The following is a 25,577-nucleotide window of genomic DNA, read 5'->3' as shown; positions in this document are numbered from 1 at the left end:
GAATCTCAATTAAACGATGAGGTGTGGTCGTGATGGTACAAAAAACCGTTGAACTTTCCGAAACACAAAAGGGAATCTATTTTGATTGTCAGGTGAATGATCCCACTTCGTATAACATCTCAGCTTCAATACAATTTGATCATCTTCAAATGGAGATATTTCGCCAGGCCATCGAATTGCTTATGTATGAGCAAGTGGTGCTGCGTACTCGGATTGAGATTCAAAATGATGTACCCGTGTTATCCGTTCATGAAGATATGGATTACTCACTTGCCTTGTGGGACCTAAGTAGCGAGAATCAGGAGAATCCAAAGGAACAACAGTTAGAAGCATTGGTGGATGAATGCATCGGGACACCTTTTGAGCTGGAGAAAGGTCCTCTGTTCCGTATAATGATTGTTCAGATGGATAAAAGCCGATATATTCTGACCTTATGTATTCATCATTTAATATGTGATGGCTTGTCGCTTGAACTGATGAAAAACAAACTTATCCAGTCATATACATGTCTTCTTGAAGATCAGCCTGTGGATGTCAAGCTGGATGAAGGGTTCATCTCTTATGTTGAGGCAGAGAACAAGAAACTGCACGAAAACAAGTACTCCAAAGAGCGGGAATACTGGTTAAACAAAATGAAGGGAGCGGAACCTCTTTCTCTAAAGCACGACTTTCCAGCAGGTTCTGTACAAGAAGGTATTGGTCATGAACTGCGATTTGATATTTCGGAATCGTTAATGGCTGATATTACACAGATGTCCAAAGATAATGAAGTAACCGTTTTTATGTTCTTTATGGGTGCCTTTGGCATTCTTATGAGTAAATATGTCGGTACAGACGATATCACCTTTGCCTCCCCATATTCTCATCGTCCCGGTATGGACTTGGAAGAAACGATTGGATGTTTTGTCCATATGTTGCCCATGCGATTCCATATTGACCTCGAATCAACTCTAAAACCTCTGCTGCAACAAGTAGCCACAACCTGGATGGATACGTACAGGAACATCGGATATCCCAATAACCTCATTGTCAGAGACAGCATGTTACAGGCTCAACCCGGATCACCATCGTTGTTTGATATCTCCTTTGTGTATGATTCCTATGAGGAAGATATGCTCGGAACTCGTATTCTGGATCAGGATAAGGTTACGTTTCCAGGAGATCTAATGGTGGTGTTGAGTCGTTTACCGCAAGGTGCTCAGTTGAAGCTGCAATATAAACCGAGCTTGTTCCGTGAAGATTCAATGGAGCGAATGGGCCAACGATTTCTATACTTGCTGAATCAACTAGTAACCAATTCTGATCAAAAAATCAGTGAGTTCAGCCTCCTGATGCAGGATGAGAAAGAAAACCTACTGTACCGATTCAATCAAACTTCTTATTTTCCCTACACCCCACAACATATTATGGATATATTTCACGATAAAGTAGCACGTTTCCCGGAGCGGGTAGCTCTAATGGAAGGGAATCAGCATCAGACCTATGCGCAAGTCAACGCAAAAGCGAACCAATTGGCTAGGCAGATTGTTGCGAGTAAAAAAAGTGATAACGCGGCAGTTGGCGTGCAAATGTCACGTTCCTCGGATATGGTCATTGCCCTATTGGCTGTATTAAAAGCCGGATGTGCTTTTGTGCCTGTAGACCCTTCCTATCCTTTGTCCAGAAAGGACTATATTATATCGGATGCAGACATATCCATAGTGCTGGCTATGCAACCCGAAAAAGATGACGAGACTCTGGATGTCCAGTACATCTACGTTGAGGGCGATCGGGCTTATACGGGGGATGTCTCAAATCTCGAAGAGGCGCTGAATCCGCATAGCCTTGCCTATATCATGTACACGTCCGGATCAACAGGCAAGCCCAAAGGAGTCATGGTTGAAAATCATAGCGTAGTTAATACACTGCTTGATCTGGAGCGTCGTTTTCCAATGCAGGCGCAGGATGTTTACTTGCTGAAAACGGCATATACCTTTGATGTGTCCGCCACGGAACTTTTCGGCTGGTTCATGGGTGAAGGCGCACTAAGTATTCTTGAGCCTGCAGCAGAAAAAGACCCTGCTCGTATTGTGTCTACGGTGGCATCACATAAAGTGACCCACATCAACTTTGTTCCAACGTTATTCCGTCTTTTTCTGGAAACGATGGAGCTTCGCTCCGATCTGTCAGCATTGGAAACGCTGAAATGGATGTTTGTTGGCGGAGAGGCAGTTACGCCAGACATCATTGAGAAATTTAACAGGTTAGGCATTAGAGCAAGTCTTGAAAATGTTTATGGTCCAACCGAATGCACCATATGGGTTTCTCATTATCCATTAAGCCATTACGAAGGCTTGGGCAATGTACCGATTGGCTACCCGCTCAATGAGTCCAGATGGTATGTCGTCGGAAATCATGATGAGCTTCAGCCGTTAGGTATTCCAGGGGAGCTTTGTCTTAGCGGTGTTGGGCTTGCACGTGGATATCTGAATCTGGAACAGATGACCCGAGAGAAGTTTGTCCCTAATCCTTTCTTTCAAGAAGGACAGGACGCCGAGCATTTCAGGTACATGTACCGCACAGGGGATCTGGTACGTTCACTCCCAAGCGGTACGATCGAATATCTGGGGCGCATTGATTTTCAGGTTAAAATTCAAGGAGCCAGACTGGAGACAGGCGAAATTGAGAATACCCTGTCATCCTATCCGGGTGTCATCCAGACCGTGGTAGTCATGAAATCATTTGAAGGTAGGTCCGGCTTGCTGTATGCCTACTATCTGTCAGAGCAGGAGCTGCCTTCTGTCGAATTGAGAGAGCACCTGTCTCGTTTGTTACCGGCATATATGATACCATCCGTTTTTGTACATAAATCCGAATTTCCATTGAATAGCAGTGGGAAGATTGACCGGAAGGCACTCATGGCAGATATCACGCATGCTCACACTTCCAGTACGTTCTATACCGCTCCGTCTTCTGAGCTTGAGAAGGTTATAGCCGAAGTGTGGGCCGAAGTGCTCGGTGTTGAGAGAGTAGGGCGCGATGACCATTTCTTTGAATTGGGCGGAAATTCATTTTCTGTCATTCAGGCTCACAATAAACTAAAGCATTATACCGATGTGGAGTTCCCTGTTCCTCGTTTTTTCGAATGCCCGACATTGCGTCAATTTGCCGCGCTGGGACCGAAAGATGAGGGAGTTCAGATATCGACTGAAAGGGAACAATTGTTTCAACGAAAAGACGGCATTATGCGTGAGGACATTGCAATTGTGGGCATGGCGGTGAATGTGCCGGGCGCTGAGGATATAAGAGGGTTCTGGAGTAACCTTGTTGAACGGCGGGAAAGCATTCACTTTTATAGTGATGATGAATTGAGGGAGCTTGGCGTGGAGGAAGCGCTGCTGCGTTCACCTCGTTATGTCAAGGCAAAAGGACGTGCCAACGGCATCGATGAGTTTGACGCAGGGTTCTTTGACTATACTCCCGGTGAAGCCAAAATGATGTCTCCCCAATTCAGACTTTTGTATCAGGGAATATGGGAAGCGCTGGAGGATGCAGGCTGCAGACCGGATGAAGCGGGTAAGGTGGGTGTGTTCCTTGGCGGGTCCGATGACTTCGAATGGTACCGTCAAGTGCTTTTTAACGATGCTAACTATAGCAGTAAATACGAAGCATTTACCCTCAGCACCAATCATTTTCTCGCTACCCGAATGGCTTATAAGCTTAACTTAAAAGGGCCGGCCTATACCGCTCTGACGGGATGTTCTACTTCATTGGTTACACCTCATCTGGCATGTCAATCTTTGATCGTTGGAGAATGTGATGTGGCCGTGGCTGGTGGGATCACCGTGGAGTTGCCCAATGAAGGGGGTTACATATTTGAGGATGGCATGATGTTCTCCACAGATGGACACTGTCGTCCATTTGATGCGGCAGCCAGTGGAACCGTCTTCTCCAATGGTATGGGAATTGTGGTGCTGAAGCGGGTAACCGATGCTCTGCGGGATGGAGATCATATCTACGGGGTCATCAAAGGCTCAGCAATTAACAATGACGGACAAGAGAAACTCAGTTTTCTTGCTCCAAGCGTAAGCGGACAGGCTGAAGTCATTCAGGATGCTTATAAGGTAGCCGGAGTAGACCCGGAAACGGTGAGTTATATCGAAGCACATGGTACGGGAACGTTGCTTGGTGATCCAATTGAAGTAAACTCGTTAACTCGGGCCTTTGCTTCCGACCAAAAGCAATTTTGCTATCTGGGTTCGGTCAAAGGCAATGTGGGACATATGGATACAGCCGCAGGTGTGGTTGGTTTAATCAAGGTAGCGCTCAGTCTTGGACAAGGTTATATCCCTGGAACAGCGAATTATGAGCAGCCTAATCCCAAGATTGATTTTTTGAATACGCCTTTTAAAGTTAATGCACAAGGGGTGGACTGGAAACAGGGCCATGTTGGAGTCATGCGCGCAGGAATCAATTCATTTGGTGTGGGGGGCACGAATGCTCACATGGTATTGGAGGAGGCTCCCGAGATGGAGAAGTGCAGTCCTGATGATGACGTAAATATATTGCTTTTTTCCGCCAAAACGGAGTACTCGCTGAACCGCACCGCTGAACGGATTATGGAACATCTGACTCAGCAGCCGAATCAATCTGTATCGAACGCAGCGTGGACCTTGCAATCAGGTAGATCTGTTTTTGCGTATCGTAAGGCACTCATTCTGGATAAGACATGGAAGGATAATCCGGACAAGCTGATACAGCAGCTGGGGAAAGCACGCGTATACCATACGGCTCAAGGCACTCGTCCCGTATACTTTATGTTCCCCGGACAGGGCAGTCAGTATCAGGGAATGGGTGCAGAACTATACAGATCTACGGAGCAAGCAGGCCTAGCTCCAATCTTTAGAAGTTATATTCAGGAAATATTGGACCTTCTGCCTGCGGAAGAACGAGAAGATATGCTGTCCGTTGTATACGGGGATCAGCAGCCTGAGCGAATAAACCAGACGGAGTACAGCCAATTCGCACTGTTCATGACAAGTTATGCGCTGGCCAAGTCGCTGCTGGATCTGGGCATCCAGCCAGATGGCATGATCGGGCATAGCATTGGTGAATTGGCTGCCGCAGCGGTAGCGGGTGTATTCGAACTCGGAGATGCTGTCAAGTTAGTTCGACTTCGCGGACGTCTGATGCAGCAACAACAACCCGGGGTCATGCTTGCCATTATGGCGGATGCACAGCAGGTGAAGTCACAACTGGAGGAAGACATGTGGCTTGCCTTGGTGAATACTACAGGTTCCAGTGTAATTGGTGGGACAGCTGAAGCCATTTCACGGATGGAAGCCAAGGCTGAGGGACTGGGGTGGAAGTGCATTCGTGTGAAGACTTCCCATGCATTCCATACGCCAATGATGAATCAGGCCGCCGAGGAATTTAGACGTTATTTAGCAGAGCATTCACTTCATACGCCACAGATCCCTTTACTGTCCAACACCAGTGGAACATGGGCGCTTGGAGATGAAATCACACAACCTGACTATTGGTCCCGTCATATTTTACAGCCGGTGTTGTTTGAATCAAACTTGGCTGAAGTGTTAATGGATGAGCGGGCTGTATTAATTGAAGTAGGTGCAGGAAGAACGCTAAGCTCCTTTGCCAGACAGCACAGTCTATCAAGAGATTCCCAGAAGGTACTGAATATGCTACGTCACGTAAGGGAGACGGAGCAGGACAGTATCTATGTGAACCGCAGACTTGCGGAGTTATGGTGCGAAGGCATTGAACCGGACTGGAAGGTGCTCAAAGGGCAGACGGTACGACGCAAATGCTCTCTGCCTACTTATGTTTTCAACAAACAATCCTATCCTGTCAGTGTTTCTCTTTCTGGCTCATCAGCAGCGGAAGGAATGGGTACCGGGGATGATAGGCAGCATGCAGAGCAGGGTAAGGGAAGTGGCTCTACTCTAATAAAAGGGACAGTTTATACTGGTGGTTCAGACCAACTGAAACAGATTGTCCTGGACGCATATCGAACGATTTTTGGCATCGATGATCTAGATGAAGAGGTTAATTTCTTTGCGGTTGGAGGAGATTCTCTTAAAGCAGTCAGCTTGTCTGCATGGATCCGGTCTCATTTAGGAATTCAGCCTGAGGTAGCAGATATTTTCAATCATTCAACGCCTATTCAACTGGCGGAGCATCTCTATGTCATAGCGAAACCAAAAGTAGACCAACAGACCATTCAATCTGCACCCCCTATGGATGCTTATCCAATCTCTTCTGCACAGATGCGTATGTTCACACAAGCGATGCTTGATCCAGGCAATACGGCCTACAACTTACCGTCTGCAACCATTATTGAAGGTGAATTGGACCGTATAAGAGTTGAGGCTGCTTTGCAGAAGTTGATGCAGCATCATGAGGCGCTCAAAACATCGTTTGAGATACGGGGTGGTCAGATCGTTCAGATCATCCAACCTTCGGTTCGCTTAAGTATGGGCTATGCAGAGCAGCATGTGGCAGATGACCAAGAGTTGCCTGCGATGATCGAGACATTGATTCGTCCTTTTGATCTGGGGAGTGCTCCGCTTATGCGGGTTGAACTGATTAAAATAGGCGAGCGCAAGCACCTGTTATTCTTTGATATTCACCATATTATAGCGGATGGTACATCTGTCGAAATCATTACTCGTGACTTCAATGATTTATATTTTGGCAAAGAGCATGCAGTCCGATTGCAGTACAAAGATTACGCGGTATGGCAGCAGCAACGTCTCGCTTCACAGGAATACATTTCACATCAAACGTACTGGCTGGACCATCTTGGCCCTTCTTTACCTGTGCTGGAGCTTCCACTTGACCAGGAGCGTCCATCACAGCGATCCATGCAAGGGGGACGTCTCCATTTCACGTTGAATCGTTCGTTAACACAACACTTGCACGAGCTGGCTTCCTCATCGGAAGCTTCAATGTACATGGTAATGCTAAGTGTGTGGAATCTTCTTCTCGCACACCGCTCAGGTCAGCAGGACATTGTGGTAGGAACGCCTGTTGCAGGAAGGATGCAAGAGGAGTGGAAAGAGACGGTAGGCATGTTTGTCAATATGATTGCGATGCGGAATTTTCCAACGTTTGATCGTACGTACACTGATTTTTTACGCGAACTTAAACAACATACACTCGATGCTTTTGCGTATCAGGAGTATCCGTTTAATGAGCTTGTGGCACAACTGGGCGTTACACGTGAGTTGAACCGAAATCCGGTATTTGATGTTTGTTTTGATTATCAGAACATGGATTTGCATGGACTTGAACTTCATGGGTTGCAATTCAGTTCTTTTCCGGTGGAGACGGGTACGTCTACTTATGATCTGTTAATGACCTGTCAAGAAAACAGGGAGAAGCAGGTCATTGAAGGATATATCGAATACTCGCTGGATCTGTTCCGCCAGGACACAGTTGAAGGTATGATGCAGGAGTTTATCGGACTCTGCCAAGAGGTTGTACAACAGCCTGACCTGTCTCTGAGCGAACTGTTTGAGAGAAACGAACGTTCTCATGAGCACCCAGTCCATCGTCTTGCTGGTCCACGTCTGGATTACAATTCTGCGGGGGGTCTGCATCGGCTATTCGAGCTGCAGGCAGAACACACACCAGACAAGAAAGCTCTCCTTGTATCATCCGGAGCCTCTTTTACCTACAGGGAGCTTAATGAAAAAGCTAATACGCTGGCTTGGAAGCTGATTGATCAAGGTGTGCGCCGGGATGAACCTGTAGGCATATTATCCAGACGAGATGAATCGTTGATCATTATGCTATTGGCGGTGCTGAAAGCTGGGGCGGCTTATGTGCCTCTGGACCCTGCTTTTCCGCCGCAGCGCATCGTGAATATGATCGAAGATAGCCGAATGAACGTATTGCTGTGTACGCCTGATGAAGAAGGCACAGTGACTTTTAGCGGAGAGCAATTCGTGTATGATCCAATTGCCCAGGATGTGCGCTCATCCGTTAACCCGGACGTAAACTTCCTGTCTTCGGACCTATCCTGTGTGATTTTCACCTCAGGATCGACGGGTCGTCCCAAAGGGGTCATGATTACTCATGAGGCGATGGTCAATTTTGTTGAGGACATCAGGCACCGACATATTTTTGCACATGAGACAGATCGCATCATCAGTGTAACGACCATATCTTTTGATATTTTCGGATTTGAAGTGTGGGCACCATTGTGCACCGGATATTCGCTGTATCTGGCCAATGAGCAGGAGCAGCTTGACCCGGCTCTTGCTTCACGTCGAATACGTGAACATGGTGTTACGCACATTCTTAGCACGGTCTCACGCATTAAGGCATTTGTCGAAAATCCGGAATTCGCTCAGGCGCTGGGCAATCTGCGGTGTGTTCTTACCGGAGGGGAAAATGTCCCTGTGGGACTCCTCACCGATCTGAAGCGGCTTACGCCCGCTCGAGTCTTTAACATGTATGGACCAACGGAAACTACGATCTGGTCAACGACCAAAGAATTGAATGACACAGCCGCGATTACCATTGGCAAACCCATTACCAATACAGAGATTTATATTCTGAATGATGAAGGTGAAATACTGCCACCTGGCAGTTATGGAGAGCTGTGCATTGCAGGAAAAGGATTATCCCGCGGTTATCTGCACAATGCTGCTGAGACCGATGCCCGATTCATTGCAAACCCCAATGTTTTGGGAGGCCGTTTGTACCGAACTGGCGATCTGGCCCGTATACTGCCGGATGGGGACGTTGAGTTGATGGGACGGTTAGATCAGCAGGTGAAGATTCGTGGCTACCGGATTGAACTGAACGAGATTGAGCAAGCAGCGATGAATTATGAACGTGTAAGAGAAGCTGTCGTTAAGGTAGAAGGGGCCGAGCAACATTCATTGCAATTAATCCTTTTCTACAGTCTGAAGCCTGGGATTGGGCCTTCCGTTATGGGAGATGAAGACGTACAGCTTCGGACCTGGTTAAAGCAGCGGCTTCCACAGTACATGATGCCTTCTCGCTTGATTCATCTGGAAAATCTGCCTGTGCTGCCTAATGGCAAACTGAATCGCAATGCCCTTCGTCTGGCTGATTTTGAAACGGGAGAGAATGCTAATCCGGCTCTGGTTTATGGCTCATCTATTCAAGGAATCGAGCGGGTAAAAGTTGATCTGGAGCAGATGCTCATTGCAGCGTGGAAGGAAATATTGAATCTGGATACGATTAATATCCATGATCACTTTTTTGACATCGGAGGCAACTCGCTGGGGCTTATTCTGATCAATAATCGCCTGAATGCCTATCTGGATAAAAGCGTTCCGCTGGTGCAATTGTTCGAGCATTCCTCCATTGCATCACTGGTTAATCATCTGGTGGCTGAGCAGATGCTGCCGACAGTTACACAACAGGTTCAAGAGGAGAGCGGGCATATTGCTTCAGCTGGATATCCTGTTACGAACCCGGAGCCGACAACAGCTCCAAAAGAGTATGTAATGAGCACAGTTGAACACAGCAAAGTGGAGCAGGGCAGACCGGAACAGAGTATCCCGTTTGCTTCAGAACACAGTAGCAGAATTTCTACTTCGACGGATATCGCAGTCATTGGCATGGCAGGGCATTTTCCCGGCTCAAGAAATATTGATGAGTTCTGGGATAACCTAATGGCAGGTAAGGATGGTATCACCCGTCTGAATGAGGAGGATCTAACCGCTGCGGGTGTACGACCGGAAGACTTCAAACATCCTGATTATGTACGGGCCAAAGGTGTACTGCAAGATACTGAGTATTTTGACTCCGGATTTTTCGAATATCCGCATCAGGAATCCAACATGATGGATCCGCAAATACGGCTGCTGCATCAGTGCTCATGGGAGGCGCTTGAGCATGCCGGGTGTGATCCTTACAGTTATGAGGGATCTATAGGATTGTTTGCGGGAAGTGGACTGAGCTTACCATGGATGGTGCAATTTCTGGGTCGTTCCGGTAATTTGTTACAGGCTTTTGAAGCCATGACTTTAAATGAAAAGGACTATATTACAACCCGGGTATCTCACAAATTAAATCTGAGAGGGCCGAGTATGGCCGTACAGACCGCATGTTCGACTTCTTTGGTCGCTATCCACCAAGCTGCTGAATCGCTGATTCGGGGGGAGTGTGATGTGGCACTTGCGGGAGGTGTCTCTATCTCCTATCCGCTCAAAGAAGGTTATCACTGGCATGAAGGCATGATTTATTCAAAGGATGGTCATTGCAGACCGTTCGATGAGCAGGCATCTGGTACTGTGTCTGGTAATGGATGCGGAATGGTTGTGCTCAAGTCACTCCGCGACGCGCAGAGAGATGGAGATCATATCTATGCAGTCATTAAAGGTTCAGCGATTAATAATGATGGCATGGACAAAATTGGATATACGGCACCGAGTGTGGCCGGGCAGGTCAAGGTTATTCAATCAGCCCTGCATCGTTCGGGAGTGTCTCCAAAAGAGATCTCCTATCTGGAGGCGCATGGAACAGGAACCAAACTGGGGGACCCGATTGAAATTGAAGCGCTCAGGCAGTCATGGGGAACAGATCGTAGAAATTATTGTGCTCTAGGTTCTGTGAAGGCCAATATTGGTCATCTTGATGCGGCAGCAGGTGTCGCCGGTTTTATTAAAACCGTACTGACGCTATATCACCGGGTGGTTCCGCCACAGATTCACATGAATCGGACAAATCCGATGTTGGAGCTGGAGCATAGTCCCTTCTATATCAACAGGGAGCCACAGCCATTAGAAGACGCGAAGCGTATCCTGCGAGCAGGTGTCAGTTCGTTTGGGATCGGGGGTACCAATGCTCACGTAATTCTGGAGCAGCCGCCCGTCCAAGAGAGCCAAGCCAATTATGAATCATTGCTTCTGCTGCCCTTCTCGGCCAAAAGTGAATCTGCGCTGGAACGCACGTATGATTCGGTTCTACAGGCAATCCATGCATTGCCGGAGCAGTTGCCCAATGCTGCGTGGACGCTACAGAAGGGAAGAAGCAGATTCGTTCATCGTAAAGCGCTAATCGTTGTAGACGGTTATATTCCGCCAAGCGAGCAGTCTGTAGAGTTTGAGACACAGGCAAGTGTGATGAATGGGAAGCCTAAGGTCATGTTTTATCTCAGCGGAAATGCAAGTTGGGAAGCGCGCAAGATTCGGGAACTATATGCTTCTGTGTATCGCAGCCAGGTCTCAGAGATATTCAAACAGCACTTTGAAGAGATACTGAACCTCTTTGAGTCCAAGGAACAGTATGCCATCCGCCAAGGCATAGGGCGATCGTTAATCGATTCAAGGCTTGAGCGCATGCAGTGCTTTGTTGTGCAATATGCTCTTTATAAAACCGTGATGCAGCTTGGTGTCAAGCCAGATGCTGTCTGTGGGCAAGGCGTTGGCGAACTCGTGGGGTTGGTTATTAGTGATGCACTTGATCCAGTACATGCCGTGGGGCTTCTATACAATCTGGAGCATTGGTCACTAGAAGAAGGAGCATTGTCAGATGCTTTGACAGGAAGGATGACAGATGCAACTGTAACAGACCTTGCGTCGAGTATTGCACCACTGTTATCTCCAAATTTCCTGTTTACGCTGCTAAATCGCAAGACGCTTTCTGAATCTGCTGGGCATACGCTGTGGATCGTTTCGAATCAGCTGCAGGATACAGAACAAATAACCCCGGATTCATTTTCAGAGCCAAACATCATTGCTCTTACTGGAGATCGTCAGAGCTTGCTTGAGGCAGACGTGTATTTAATGAAAGTACTTGCTTTTTGCTGGTGCTCTGGCATGGAGTTGGATTGGGAACAGTTAAACGGAACGGGGCGTAGGCAAAAAATCTCCCTGCCGACGTATTCCTTTGATCCCATTGTTCATCAACATGATGTTGCGTTGTATCAGCTTGCAGGTATGTCGCAGGTTGCAGCGGGTTCTATCGCAGCATTGGACCAATCTCCATCTGGGAAAGTCAGGGTTCAACGGACTGATGATGAGATAAGGCATGTATTATCGCAATTGTGGCAGGAGTTGCTTGGTAATGGAGAAGTCGGCCTTGAAGATGATTTCTTTGAGCTTGGAGGTCATTCATTAAAAGCGATTTCCTTGGCGTCGAGGATTAAAGAAATGTTTGGATTAAATTTGGGGCTGGAAGAGGTTTTTGATCATTCAGTGTTTGAACACATGGTTCAATGGATTGCTGAACATCAGGCTACAAGTGACTCTGACTCAGTGAACCCAATCTTGCCTGTTACTAAGAAAGAGAAATACAAGACCACTTCTGCACAGCGAAGAATGTATGTGGTGCATGAGTGGATGAAAGGTGAGAGTACGGCGTACAATCTCGCCAGCTCTTATAGGGTAAGGGGAAAACTTGACCCTACGCAATTCAGAGTAATAATGGATGCACTGGTAGAGAGACATGAAGCATTCCGTACCAGATTTGAAATGATTGACGGTGAGCTTTTCCAAATTGTGAAGGATCAGGTTCCAAGCGTGGTGGAGTTGCTGGAATTAGAAACGGCAGGGTTAGAACAGGTCATGGAATGGATCAAGCCTTTTGATCTGACCAGCGCACCATTGGTTCGTGTTAAGCTCATTCGCCTTTCTGAAGAGGAACACATCTTATTCATCGACATGCATCATATCATTTCGGATCAGAGTTCCATTGCTATCCTGATGCAGGATTTTGCTCGCATGTACAGAGGAGAAATATTGCAATCTCTTGATATTCAGTATAAGGATTATGCGGAATGGCTTGATGAAGCTGCGTCACATGGACAATCTGTTGAAGACGCCGAGTTTTGGATACGGGAATTCGAGGACATGCCTGCACCGGTTGAATTGCTTACAGACTTCCCAAGACATGGCGCGTCATCCTACAGCGGAGACAGACGTTCCATTGAACTTGGTGAGTCGTTAAGCACACAGGTCAATGACTTCTGTACTCAACAAGGGCTTACACCTTATATGTTGTTCATGGCAACTTTGAATCTATTAATCTGGAAGTATACGGGTCAAGACGACTTGGTCGTTGGTACAGCGGTTGCGGGGCGTGAGAAGCCAGAACTCAATAACGTTATGGGGATGTTCGTGAACATGCTTGCCATTCGCACCAGCATGGACAGAGAATGCTCCACAGAGGCGTATTTGAATGAGATGCGAGGCAAGCTGTTATCCTGTTATGAGCATCAACAATATCCTTATGAAGCACTGGTGGAACAACTTGGTCTATTCGGTGATTTAAGCCGCAACCCCCTATTTGATGTGGTGCTAAATTACATTAATATGGGAACCGATGATCCTGAAGCCGGGGAACTGATGCTTGAACCATGGGTCGAAGGTAAGGTGGATGCCAAATTTGATCTGACTTGGACACTGGTCGAACATAAACAATGTTACACGGTTGAACTTGCCTATCGCTCAGATTTGTTTAAAGCCGAGTCCATGGAACTGATGCTGGATAAATTCTGGTATATCCTGTCTCAGATCACAACAGGGGATAATGAACGAATTGGTCAGATTAAGCTCACTACACCGGAGGAAGAGGAATGGCTGCTGTACGGAGTCAACGATAATGCCGCCCAGTATCCGCGAGATGCGACCATTTCCCAATTATTCGAGGAACAAGTTCATGTGCATGCACAGAAGACAGCATTGGTCTGGGAAGACGGTGAATGGAGCTATGCGGATCTGTATGAACGTGTTCAGTGGCTGGCGTTCAGATTGCTTGGACAAGGGGTAAAATCAGGCTCCAGTATTGCTCTCATTCTGGAGCGTGGACCGATCCAGATGATCAGTATTCTTGCTACACTCCAAGTGGGTTCCAGTTATGTTCCGATCGACCCGGCTTCGCCGCCATCGAGAATTGAATTTATTTTGCAAGATTGCGATGCGGCTGTGTTATTGACTGAAACGGCGTATGCCTCCACATGGCAATCTGTAGTTCCTTGTATCGTGCCCGCAGATGAACTGGCAGCATTTGATTCAGGAGACATGCAGGAGCCCGTTGAACATATGAACAAGACTGCTCTTGACCCGGCTTATATCATTTATACATCAGGGTCAACAGGAACCCCGAAAGGGACTGTGATGAGTCATCGCAATGTGACCAAAGTCATGAAAAATAGTAATTTTGTTACCGTCGTGCCAGAGGATCGTATCCTGCAAATTTCTAACTATGCGTTTGACGGTTCCATTTTCGATATTTTTGCTTCATTAATAAATGGCGCTACTCTTGTATTAATCTCAAAAGAGACCATTTTGGATATGGCTCGTTTGGCGGATGTCATCCAACAGCAACGGATTTCAGTATTTTATATTCCGACATCCTTGTTTAATATGCTGGTGGATTGGGATGCTGATTGCTTGAAGAATGTGCGTAGAGTGATGTTTGGTGGTGAAGCTGCATCGGTGAGTCATGCCAACAAAGCGCTTGCATGTGTGGGGCCGGGTAGGCTGTTAAATGGATATGGGCCAACGGAAGCAACCTTTTTTGCCTCCTACCACTTATTACAGCAAACAGAGCCTTATACTGGCTCATTGCCTATAGGTTACCCCCTGTCTAATACTGCCTTGTATGTTCTGGATGATGAGCTGAAGCCTGTGCCACCCAACGTTCCAGGTGAACTGTATATCAGTGGGGATGCGGTGGGTATTGGATATCTTAACCGTGAGGATCTTACCCGAAAACACTTTCTTGATGATCCCTTCCGCAAGGGAGAACGAATGTATCGGACAGGTGACATCGTCAAACGTCTGGCTGACGGCAGTCTGATTTTTATTGAACGTTCGGATTTCCAGGTCAAGATTAGAGGTTTTCGCATTGAGTTGTCGGAGATTGGCAATTGCATGGAGCGTCTTTCGGGAGTACGTGATGCCTTTGTCATGACAGCTACAGAATCATTAGGAAGCCTATACATTGCCGCTTTTTATACAACTGATACTGGAGCAGATGGTGAGTATATTCGAAGAGAACTTCACCAGCAGCTGCCAGAGTATATGGTGCCTGCACGAATTATTCGAATGGATCATCTTCCGATTAATGCCAATGGCAAAGTGGACCGAAGAGCATTGTCCGAGCATTTGGTTGAGGAGCAGCAGAGGTCTCTGGAGGTGAGTTCACCTCGGACAAAAACAGAGCGTGTCATTCTTGCCGCCATGCGACAGATTCTGGGGAATCCAGGCATTGGTGTGGAAGATCACTTCTTTCAAAATGGGGGGCATTCGCTCAAAGCGATTGCATTCACTCAAATTTTGGCAAAAGAAGGAATTGCCATCAATGTGAACGAATTATTCCAATATCCGACAGTTAGAGGACTTGCCAAATTGGTAGACATTAATCCTCCGGCGTCAGTTTGGTCCGAAGATAGCCTGCATATTCAGTCCCCGATAGTCATACCACAGGACATAACACTTCATGAGAAACAACTGGACAGCCTGGTCCTGCATGTCTTAAACAGCTGCAATCAGGTTTCATCTTTTATGGCGGGCATGACCCCTATGGGTCAATTCCCACTATCTCCAATTCAACAAGCACATGCTTCTACGATTTCACGAGCAAGCGGATTTACAACAACGCTGGAAGGCGAATTGAATGAACAAGCTGTAAAACACCTGATTCTTGGGGTTATATCCCGGCATCAGTTGCTGCACAGCATGATATATGAGGAAGAACAATTGTATTGGCATCCATGTGATATGTCGTTAGCGGCGGACATGCTGCAACAGCTTATCCCGTATCTTGATATTCGTCATTATGCTTCGGCTACGATTGAGCAGTTGGAGTACAAACTGGTTCAGTCTCTGTTACACAAAACGTATACGTTGAAGGAACTACCTTGGCGTCTGTGTATTTTGCGTACAGGAGCCACAGAGCATAAGCTGATTTGGAGTTTTGATCACCTTGCGTTTGATGGTATGAGTGCCCAAATCATCAAGCAGCAACTTGAGTCGAAGGCATTATATAGACCGCAAGGTGTAGGGACAGAGAGTGATCTTCTGTACCAAGTACGAAATTATGAGGATTATGTAAGTTTTCTGTCTCAAGGCCCCATAGGGGTATCAGAAGATGCAATAGAGAAACAATTTTCGCTTCAGGCATGGCATAGTTGTAACACCATCGTCATGAACAAGCTGAAGGAAACAGAAACATTGTCGCCTTCAGCCATGACTGCCGAGTTGTCCCTTGCAGGGAAGGAGCCTGCAGATGTTTGGTGGACATGCTTTGAAACTTTTTCCAACATCATTGCGGCTTATCTGAACATAAGCCAATTGCCAATAGCCCTGGTGCATTACGGAAGGGAGTATGGCGAAGAATCCTACTACGATTTTGTGGGAGAATTCCTTGATCTGATTCCAGTGCTGGTAGACAGTGAATTCACACAGGAAGATCTGTTGGAACGTCTTGAATTTACGAAGCAACACAGCATTAACTTTATGGCACTTACACATGATTCTTCCCTCTCGGCACAATATGATGGCATACAGGAACAATTGGGAACTGCCTACAGGCAAGCAGAACAGGAGCCGCGTCAGATGATTCTGTTTAATTATCAAGGCTTCATCTCCAGCAGCGAAGCGATCCCAATGTCGTCTCAGTCGTCGGATGACCAAGATTCGAATTCGGGACTCGCCCAATTCGAATGGGTTATTCGTTACGACGAAGAGTTTCTGTACGTACATCTGGCCTGTCAGGCTGGTCTGGACATCAAACGTATGAAACAGCTGATCGATGACAAGCTTGGTAGCGATGTGAAAGTGGTAGTTCACAATGAGGCAATGGAGGTGCAACATGTCCAGTAAATCCATACAGCGAGGACCCGAGCTGATTGTGCCAGAACATTATTCAACAGTGGCTGAGATGCTAATCTACATTGCAGATACTCATCCAGAAAAGGGAATGACCTATATCAGCTCTTCAGGTGACGAACAGTTTGAATCATATCCTGAATTACTGATGCAGGCGCGCAAGTACCTGCAGTCTCTTCAGGAGCAAGGCATTCAACAAGGACAGGTCGTTATTTTGGAAATTGACCAGTCACAGGAATTTTACCGTACCTTTTGGGCTTGTATGCTGGGGGGCATTATTGTCGCCCCGGTTAGTCCTCCGGCTGCCTGGGAACCAGGCTCAGCCGGTCTGGAGAAATTCACGAAAGTGTGGGAGGTACTCGGGCGTCCGGTCGTTATCGTCGAGGAAGCCTACATGTCCAAGTATAAGCAGCTTGCGGAAAGTCCGGTATTCAAAGGTCTTATGTTGATTAGCGTGAGCCAGCTTCAAGCAGGCCAGCAGATGGCTGATCTATGCCCAACCTCTCCTGATGACATTGTGTTCCTGCAATTCTCATCAGGAAGCACGGGAATTCCCAAAGGTGTGCAGTTAACAAATCACAATATTATCGCCAACAGTATTGCATGCAAGACTTTTCTTGGAGCTGAAGAAGGAGATAATGTGTTTACCTGGTTGCCGCATACGCATGATATGGGGATATTTGGACAGCATCTGACACCCGTCCTGAGTGGAGCCAACATTATGGTGATGTCACCTTATACCTTCGTACGGTCCCCTTATCTGTTTTTGCGCAAGATTACGGAGCATCAGGGAAAATGGTTTTGCTGTACCAATTTCGGATTCGAATGGATGGTTCAGAAGATCCCGGATTCCAAGCTCTCAACGCTTGATCTGTCTTCACTGCGTATGACCTTGAATGGTGCAGAGCCTATATCAACGTCTGTAATCGAGCGATTTGTCAAAAAATTTAGCTCTTGTGGCTATCGTCCCAATATGATGTTTCCTGCGTATGGCATGGCAGAAGCGACAGTAGGTGTATGTACCTCCAGACTGGGGGAAGAACCGCGAATTGAACGTATTTCGCGTTCACGGCTGGTGCAGGAAGGACTGGCTGTGCCAGTCCAGCTGCCTAGCAGTGATAGCCATACTTCGGATGTGATCGAATTTGTCCATGAAGGATATCCCATGACAGGGATTCAAATCCGGATTGCGGATGAACAGGGTGAAGTGCTGGATGAGCGGGTTGTTGGCGAAATCCAGATTCGTGGGGAATCGGTAACCTCCGGATATTACAGTCTTCCGGAGATCAATCGTGAAATGTATGTGGATGGGTGGCTTCGCACTGGAGACTTGGGGTATATGGCTGATGGCTCCCTGGTTGTAAGCGGACGAATCAAGGACATTGTGTTTATTCGGGGACAGAACCATTATGCGCATGATCTTGAAGAAATTTTGTACCAGAATAGCAGCATTTCGAGAGGGAATCTGACGGTAGTCGGGCACTTTAACAGCCTCAAACAAGTAGAGGAGCTGCTTGTATTTGTTAAATACAAATCGGGCACTACACAGTTTCTGGAGGTACGACAGGATCTGATCCAACGTATGAGGGCTGGATTGGGGATTGAGATCACCCATGTTCTCCCAATCAAGGTTATTCCCAAAACGACGAGTGGCAAGGTCCAGCGCTTCATGCTGAGAAACGAATATGAGCGTGGAGTATTTACCAAGGACATCGAGGCCATTGAAGAGCTGATTCGCGAAAACACACAACAGCAAGAACACGAGACGGTTTCCGCATCGTCTTTGGAGTATACCGTACGTAAAGCCTGGGCCGAAATTCTTCAATTGCCCGCAGGAAAGATTGAGATGGATACTTCTTTTCTCGCACTTGGAGGCAATTCCATTCTCTCTTATCAATTACTTGACAAGCTGTCTGCACATATGGGACGTGAATTAGGACAAGAACTACTTGTTTTTTGCAGTACAGTACGTGAGATGGTGGAATATCTGCAGGAACTTCCAGCAGAAACGAAGGACTTTGAACAAGCTGAAACAACAGATAATCACCTGAATGTACATCGTGCTATTGCTATTACCGGACTGTCTCTGCGTCTGCCTGATGCCGACACCCAAGAGCAGTTCTGGAGCAATCTGGTTAACGGGTTAGATAGTGTTGACCGGGTTAGCTTAGAGCGTGCAACACGTTCCAAGCAACCCGGTTGGGATGACTGGATTGGGGAACTGAAGCAACCGGATACGTTTGATCATGAGTTCTTTGAAATCCCGTCTGAACAAGCTGCATTTATGGATCCGCAACATCGGAAGCTGCTGGAAGTTGCTCATGAGGCGCTGGAGGATGCGGGTATGCTCGTGGATCATGAGGATAAGCGTGATGTGGGTGTGTATGTAGGGATTAACCCCAGCACATACTTCGATCTGGTTGTTGAATATATGAACCGGAGTCTTGGAAAGGCTGTTCATTCTCACGCTATGGTAGGCAATATGTCTAATATAGCAGCGGCCTCCATTTCACACATGTACAATTTCACAGGGCCGGCACTGTCGATAGATACAGCATGTTCTTCTTTTCTGGTAGCACTGACACAAGCTGTGGCGGCCATTCAGGACAAGCGTATCTCTGGGGCAGTTGTAGGTGGAGCGAACATTTTGGCTACACCGCATGTTCATCAACTATCACGCAATGCTGGAATCTGTTCTTCCACTCAACATACGAAGGTATTTGACCGGGAAGCAGATGGTTCAGTCTTGGGAGAAGGTGCTGTTGTTGTATATCTGGAGCTGCTAACAGAGGCAATTCGCAACAATAAGCATGTTTATGGTGTGATTCGCGGGACAGCGGTGAATAACGACGGATATTCCCTTGGCATTATGGCACCCAATCCTCAGGGGCAATATGAGGTACTCCGTGCCGCTTATCGCGATGCCAACCTAAACCCGAGCGAGATTTCTTATATTGAAGCACATGGATCGGGGACAAGGATTGGAGATCCAATTGAGGTGAATGCCTTGCTCCGACTGTTCCGGGAAAAGGGATATACAAGCGATAATTCGATTGGATTAGGTTCAGTCAAAACCAATATTGGTCATTTATTTGCAGCCTCCAGTGGAGCCAGTCTTGCCAAGGTTCTGCTCAGTATGCAGCATGGGGAACTGGCACCAAGTCTGCATATGGATAATCCGAATCCGGCCCTCCGACTGGAGCAATCGCCGTTCCATATCGTTAGCGAGCATAGAACGTGGGATGTACCTGAAGGAAAAACACGGAAGGCAGGCATTAGTTCATTTGGCCTGGGAGGTACGAACGCCCACATTGTGCTGGAAGAATGGAAAGCCCCTGTCCGTGCAGATGCCCCGGCACGCGGCCAGTTGTTAACGTTCTCTGCCAAATCAGAGCAGGCTTTAAAAAAGCTGATTGATAACACGGAGCAGTATGTGAAGAAACATGCGGACCTGGCACTAGAGGATCTTTGTTTTACCCGGAACAGATATAGAAAACATTATCGGTATCGTGCAGCAGTAACTGTCAGCTCAACCGGAGAGTGGAACATCGAAGAGATGGAATTTGGCTTCAAGCCTAGAAACCGAGCTGCTCGTGTCAATATTGTGGTTGGGGGGCATGAGATTTGCGGAGAAGATGAGGCTCAAGCTCGTAAGGTAATCAGGCCAGACGATTCTAATGAAAATACGGTATCAACCTTGAACTACTGGGTGACCTTGCTTGAGACACTTGTACGTCTGGTCCCTTCCATTCAGGAGATTCGTGGAATAGCTGCAGGAGAGAAACTTGTATCCAGTTTACATCTGGATGGCGAGGAACATCACAGCGCTCATACAAGCCAATCCATTCCAGTGAACAACAGAGTGACGTTAGAGAGTCTGCAAGACACACCTGGCAAGATGGCAAACGCCGACATTGTAATTATAATTGCTGCAGATCAGACAGTGCAGCAGCTTGATTACAGTGGCAAGGAGAGCTTCATCCGCCTGTCTGCCGAGCCGACACTTACCATGGAGGATCAGCTTGCTTTATTGCTGGGACAGCTTTATGTACGTGGTGCTGCGCTGGATTGGGAACAGTTGCATCCGAATGGCTCTGGCCAGATCGTACATCTGCCAGCACACCCATTCGAGCCGTATGTACATTGGATAGATGTGAATCAGGGAACGGAGGTCATGATATGACAAAAGAAGAAATTGAGCTTTTTCTCAAAAGCGAGATTGCTGCAGCGTTGAATCAGGAGCCAGAGGACATCGATGAAGAGATGAATTTTTTGAAAATTGGCGTCTCATCTGTGCAGGCGCTCAAGATCATTAACCGTGCGCGTAAGCATCTTCAAGTTGACATCAGTCCGGTTGCTTTGTTTGAATACAAAACAATTGCCGAGTTCGCCGCCTATCTCAATGAATCTCTTCTTCAAGAGGGGGTTGCCGAATGATTGAAGTGGATGTAGAGCAAGAGATCATTCATGAAGCTGAATTGTTTGCTGCCCGTGAAATTCGTCCTTATGCTCAACAGATTCAAGAGCAGCAAGCCATTCCCAAAACATTGATCCGTGCCATGGCTGAAAAAGGTTACTTGGCTGCCTCGATCCCGGCTGAATATGGCGGCATGGGTCTCGGTCCCAAGGCGTACGGGCTGTTGACTGAAGTATTTGGAAAGGCTCTTCCAGCCGTTCGCAGCTTGTTAACGGTACATACCTCACTTGTAAGTGAAACTTTGGTACGTTTCGGAACGCCTGAGCAAAAATCGTCCTGGCTGCCCAAGTTGGTGAAGGGAGAGTGGATTGCTGCCTTTGGCTTGACTGAACCGGAAGTTGGTTCGGATGCGAAAAGTGTAAAGACCGAGTGGAGAGAAGAATCGGACTGTTATGTTTTGAATGGAAAAAAGAAGTGGATTACGTTTGGACATTTGGCAGATGTATTTATCATTATTGCCTCGAATCAGGGACGAAGCACTGCTTTTTGGGTCGAACGCCAGTTTGAGGGTGTACAGACCAAACCTATTGAAGGTGTCATGGTTGCGGGAGAGACAGGTATAGCTGAGATTGATCTCCATGAGGTGCGTGTACCAAAGAATCACATTATTGGACGTCTGAATGAAGGTTTTGAGTACATCGTAACCGGGGCGCTGGACCAGGGCAGATATAGCATAGCCTGGGCAGGGCTGGCGATTGCGCAGGAAGCGCTGGATGCCATGGTGACTTACTCAAGGAAGCGGAAGCAATTTGATCAGAAGCTGAGTCATTTTCAGCTGATTCGCGGCATGATTGGAGATGCGGTGACAAAAGTCCATGCAGCACGAGCATTATGTTTACGGGCAGCCGAGCTGAGAGAAGCCAAGGACCCGCAGGCCGCCATGGAGACAACGATCGCCAAATATTTTACGTCCAAAGTTGCTGTTGAAGTTGCAAGCGATGCGCTACAGGTTCATGGTGCGAACGGAATTAGTAACCAATATCCTGTTGCCAGGCTGTATAAGGAAGCCAAAATTCTGGAGATTATTGAAGGTTCTTCTCAGATGCAGCAGGAGATGATCTCGCATTACGGATTAAAAGCCTATTACAAGCGTGGCGGTAGCGTATGACGTTCTGTGCGCTATTTCCCGGCCAGGGAAGCCAGTATATCGGAATGTGCAGCGAGTTGTTGGACAGTGAGCCGGAGGCGAATCAGATCTTTGCGGAAGCGAGCGAGGTGATCGGATTTGATCTGAAGGCACTGGTTATGGAAGGGACCCTGGATCAATTGACGGTCTCAGAATATGCTCAGCCTGCTGTACTGACGGCAAGCTACGTTTTATTTGACTCATTTGTTCGGCGGACTGGAATGACTCCAGATTATGCAGTAGGTCACAGTTTGGGGGAGATTTCGGCTTTAGTAGCGGCGGGAGCATTGCGATTTGCTGATGGGATCCGTTTTACAGCTCAGCGTGGTGCATTGATGCATCGCTCCATTCAGGAGCAAAAAGGAAGAGCGGGTATTGTCGTTGATGTAACCCAAGAAGCGCTTGAAGAATTAGTCGGGAATATTCGTCAGAACGAGTATGTGACGATCTCCGGTTATAATTCACCGGGACAGTTTGTCGTCGCAGGTACTGCAAAGGGTCTTCAACTGCTGGATGATCAGGTGGATGGCTACGGTGGGGAATTCATTCCTTTTCGCATGATGCCAATGAAGGCAGATGCACCTTATCATAGCGAGTTGATGCAGTTCATTCAGCCTGAGCTTGAAGAGATGCTTGCAGGGATTTCCTTCTCTGCACCGGTGTTTCCCATCTGCTCTACAGTACATGGGGAGTTCATTCGCGGAGCCGAGGACATTCCTAAGCTGCTGAGCAGCCAGCTTTTGCAACCCATTCGCTGGAATCAGGCATTGGCACGTGTTCAAAATCTGGGAGCAACGGTATGGATCGATATCGGTCCAGGCCAGAGTGTAAGAAATATGCTGGCTGAGAATAAGACCTTGCCTGCAGCCTATTCGCTGGATGATCCGCAAGATCGGTCCAGGTTACTGGAGCGATATGAAGCAGTAAACCAGACAAGTGGGGGAGGCGATAAGGGATGATCACGGAGATGATGCAGTACAATCAGCGGGTGAAACAATGGCTGCCTGGCGGTGTGCACTATAATTTTCACCTTCCTTGGGAAGAGACACCGCTCCATTTCAAGCATGCTTCCCGAAGCAGAGTGACGGACATGAACGGCAACGAGTATTTGGATCTATATGCCCGTTTTGGTGCCCTCATTGTTGGCCACGGCAACGAGGAGTATAACGAGTGTCTGAAGGATACCATTGACCGTGTTCTTTCCGTAAGTCATTGCGATCTGGATGCAGAGGCTCTGGAACTGATCCATCAATATGTACCTTCAGCAGAGATGATTCGTTTTGGGTTATCAGGCACGGAGATTGTCCAGAATGCACTTCGTCTTGCCCGGGCGTGGACAGGTAAAAATCGCTTTGTACGTTTTGAAGGCCATTATCATGGCAATGCAGACAATATTATGGGTGGCAAGACTGCACGTACAGGTCTGCCTGTACCTTCAGACTATCCTGGTGACATGAAAGGAACAAAGGGGAGGGCAAGGGATGCCATGGAATCTCAATCCTACCTCCTGCCATGGAATGACGCACCCCGTCTGGAGGAACTATTTCGCCAGCATGGAGACGACATTGCAGCAGTAATCATGGAGCCGGTTTGTGTAAATGGAGGCGGAGTCATGCCTGCTCCGGGTTATCTGCAAAAAGTCAGACAGTTATGTGATCAGTACCAGGTCGTGCTCATTTTTGATGAGATTATAACAGGATTCCGTATGGGTCTCGGTGGTGCCCAACAGTTATTCGGTGTAACGCCCGATCTGACCACACTTGGGAAGGCAATCGCGGGTGGCGGAGTTCCGGTGTCAGCCCTGGTTGGCCGAGCGGATATCATGAAGTTGCTTGTAGACAAAAAAGTAATTCATGCGGGTACGTTTAATGGCTATCCATTAGGTACAGCTGCTGTAAAAGCTACGTTGGAAATGTTGGGACGCAATGGAGGACAGGCGATGCACAGCATGAACCGCCACGCTGAGATGATGCATGACATACTCTGCCAGGAAGCAGTGAAGGTAGGTCTGCCTTTAATTGTTCAAGGGCCGTCTGGCTGTGCTTCTTATCACTGCTGCACGGAGCCGCTTACGGATACGGCTGATTATACGTTTGAATTGATGTCTTTTGATATTTTGTTAAATAGCAAGCTTGCTGAGCACGGTGTTCTGGTATCTACGCTCTCGCGGATGTATCCGAATATCCTGCTTGATATGCAAGATGTTGCCTGGTTCGGTGAGCGTGTCCCTGCAGCACTTGCAGAAATGAAAGAGATCTACGACGAGCTGATCTAATGGTAGCTCAATAAGGAGGTGATTAGGTATGCATAATCGACTCATTGCAATCATTGGCGCAGGGGTGATGGGATGCGCCACAGCACTGGATGTCGCGAGGGCTGGTTATCGTGTAATTTTGCAGGATATTTCGGCGTCGGTCATCGAACATGCCCCTGATGTTATACGTCGTGAATATCGTTCAGCTTGCTTTCTGAAGCAAGGGTACGGTCAGGTGCCCCTGGATCAGATCATGGAACGAATCTCGTTCCAGACACAAGATGAAGGTGTGGAAGAGGCAAGTATCATTATTGAAAATGTAACCGAGAACCTGGAGTTGAAAAAGGAAGTTTACGCACGACTATCCCACAGGGCTCGCCCGGATGCTTTATTTGCGCTAAATACAAGCTGTATCTCTGTGACAAAGCTCGCTTCATTTTTGCCTGACCCAGGTCGAGTCATTGGGGTGCATCTGATGAATCCGGTTCCTGTTAAATCCATGGTGGAGGTGATCAAAGGACATCATACAACACAGGGTACGGAACATGAGATGGTAGCGTTTTTGGAAACTCTTGATAAAAGTCCGGTTGTCATAGAGGATCTGCCCGGGTTTGTCTCTAATCGCCTCTCGCACTTGTTAATGAATGAAGCGGCGTACATTGTACAGGATGGAATCGCTACACCCGAGCAGGTGGACGCCATTATGAAAAAGGGCTTCAATTATCAGATGGGGCCGCTGGAGACGGCGGATCTGATTGGTCTGGATACGGTCGTGCATTCATTGAAAGTATTGTACGACAGCTATCAGGACCCCAAATTCCGATGCTGTCCGATGTTGCAGAAAATGGTTGATGCAGGACAGTGGGGGCGGAAGACGGGTCAAGGATTCTATGCCTACTAAGA

7 protein-coding genes are annotated in these 25,577 nt (G+C 47.4%); all 7 read left to right on the top strand.

Going from position 1 to position 25,577, the window contains the following annotated elements; genetic code table 11:
* Window positions 1-32 precede the first annotated feature (32 nt).
* The 7 genes from MHI12_RS21695 to MHI12_RS21665 are packed head-to-tail and all read left to right on the top strand — an operon-like array spanning window position 33 to window position 25,575.
* A complete protein-coding gene (locus tag MHI12_RS21695; RefSeq protein WP_405173031.1) occupies window positions 33-16,811 on the top strand; it encodes an amino acid adenylation domain-containing protein in 16,779 nt (5,592 codons plus the stop codon).
* Window positions 16,801-21,000, top strand: a complete 4,200-nt coding sequence (locus MHI12_RS21690) for a beta-ketoacyl synthase N-terminal-like domain-containing protein (RefSeq protein ID WP_405170265.1) — start codon at window positions 16,801-16,803, stop codon at window positions 20,998-21,000. Before MHI12_RS21695 ends, MHI12_RS21690 begins: the two co-directional genes overlap by 11 nt.
* A complete protein-coding gene (locus MHI12_RS21685) occupies window positions 20,997-21,254 on the top strand; it encodes an acyl carrier protein (protein WP_036668520.1) in 258 nt (85 codons plus the stop codon). The genes MHI12_RS21690 and MHI12_RS21685 overlap by 4 nt, the downstream gene beginning before the upstream one ends.
* The gene (locus tag MHI12_RS21680) at window positions 21,251-22,402 is read left to right on the top strand and encodes an acyl-CoA dehydrogenase family protein (RefSeq protein WP_405170264.1); all 1,152 of its coding nucleotides are present in this window, start codon (window positions 21,251-21,253) and stop codon (window positions 22,400-22,402) included. The genes MHI12_RS21685 and MHI12_RS21680 overlap by 4 nt, the downstream gene beginning before the upstream one ends.
* Entirely contained in the window at window positions 22,399-23,379 is a 981-nt protein-coding gene (locus tag MHI12_RS21675) for an ACP S-malonyltransferase (protein WP_341008264.1), read from the top strand. Before MHI12_RS21680 ends, MHI12_RS21675 begins: the two co-directional genes overlap by 4 nt.
* Window positions 23,376-24,695: an aspartate aminotransferase family protein gene (locus MHI12_RS21670; RefSeq protein ID WP_076254388.1), complete on the top strand. Its 1,320-nt coding sequence runs from the start codon at window positions 23,376-23,378 to the stop codon at window positions 24,693-24,695. The genes MHI12_RS21675 and MHI12_RS21670 overlap by 4 nt, the downstream gene beginning before the upstream one ends.
* A gap of 28 nt (window positions 24,696-24,723) precedes the next feature.
* Window positions 24,724-25,575 (top strand): 3-hydroxyacyl-CoA dehydrogenase family protein, encoded by an 852-nt coding sequence (locus MHI12_RS21665; RefSeq protein ID WP_405170263.1) that lies wholly within the window; start codon window positions 24,724-24,726, stop codon window positions 25,573-25,575.
* The last annotated feature ends 2 nt before the right edge of the window (window positions 25,576-25,577 follow it).

The sequence above is a fragment of the Paenibacillus sp. FSL H8-0280 genome (assembly GCF_045040665.1).
In the GTDB taxonomy this organism is placed as follows: domain Bacteria; phylum Bacillota; class Bacilli; order Paenibacillales; family Paenibacillaceae; genus Paenibacillus; species Paenibacillus xylanexedens_A.
This window is presented reverse-complemented; position numbering and strand designations above follow the sequence as displayed.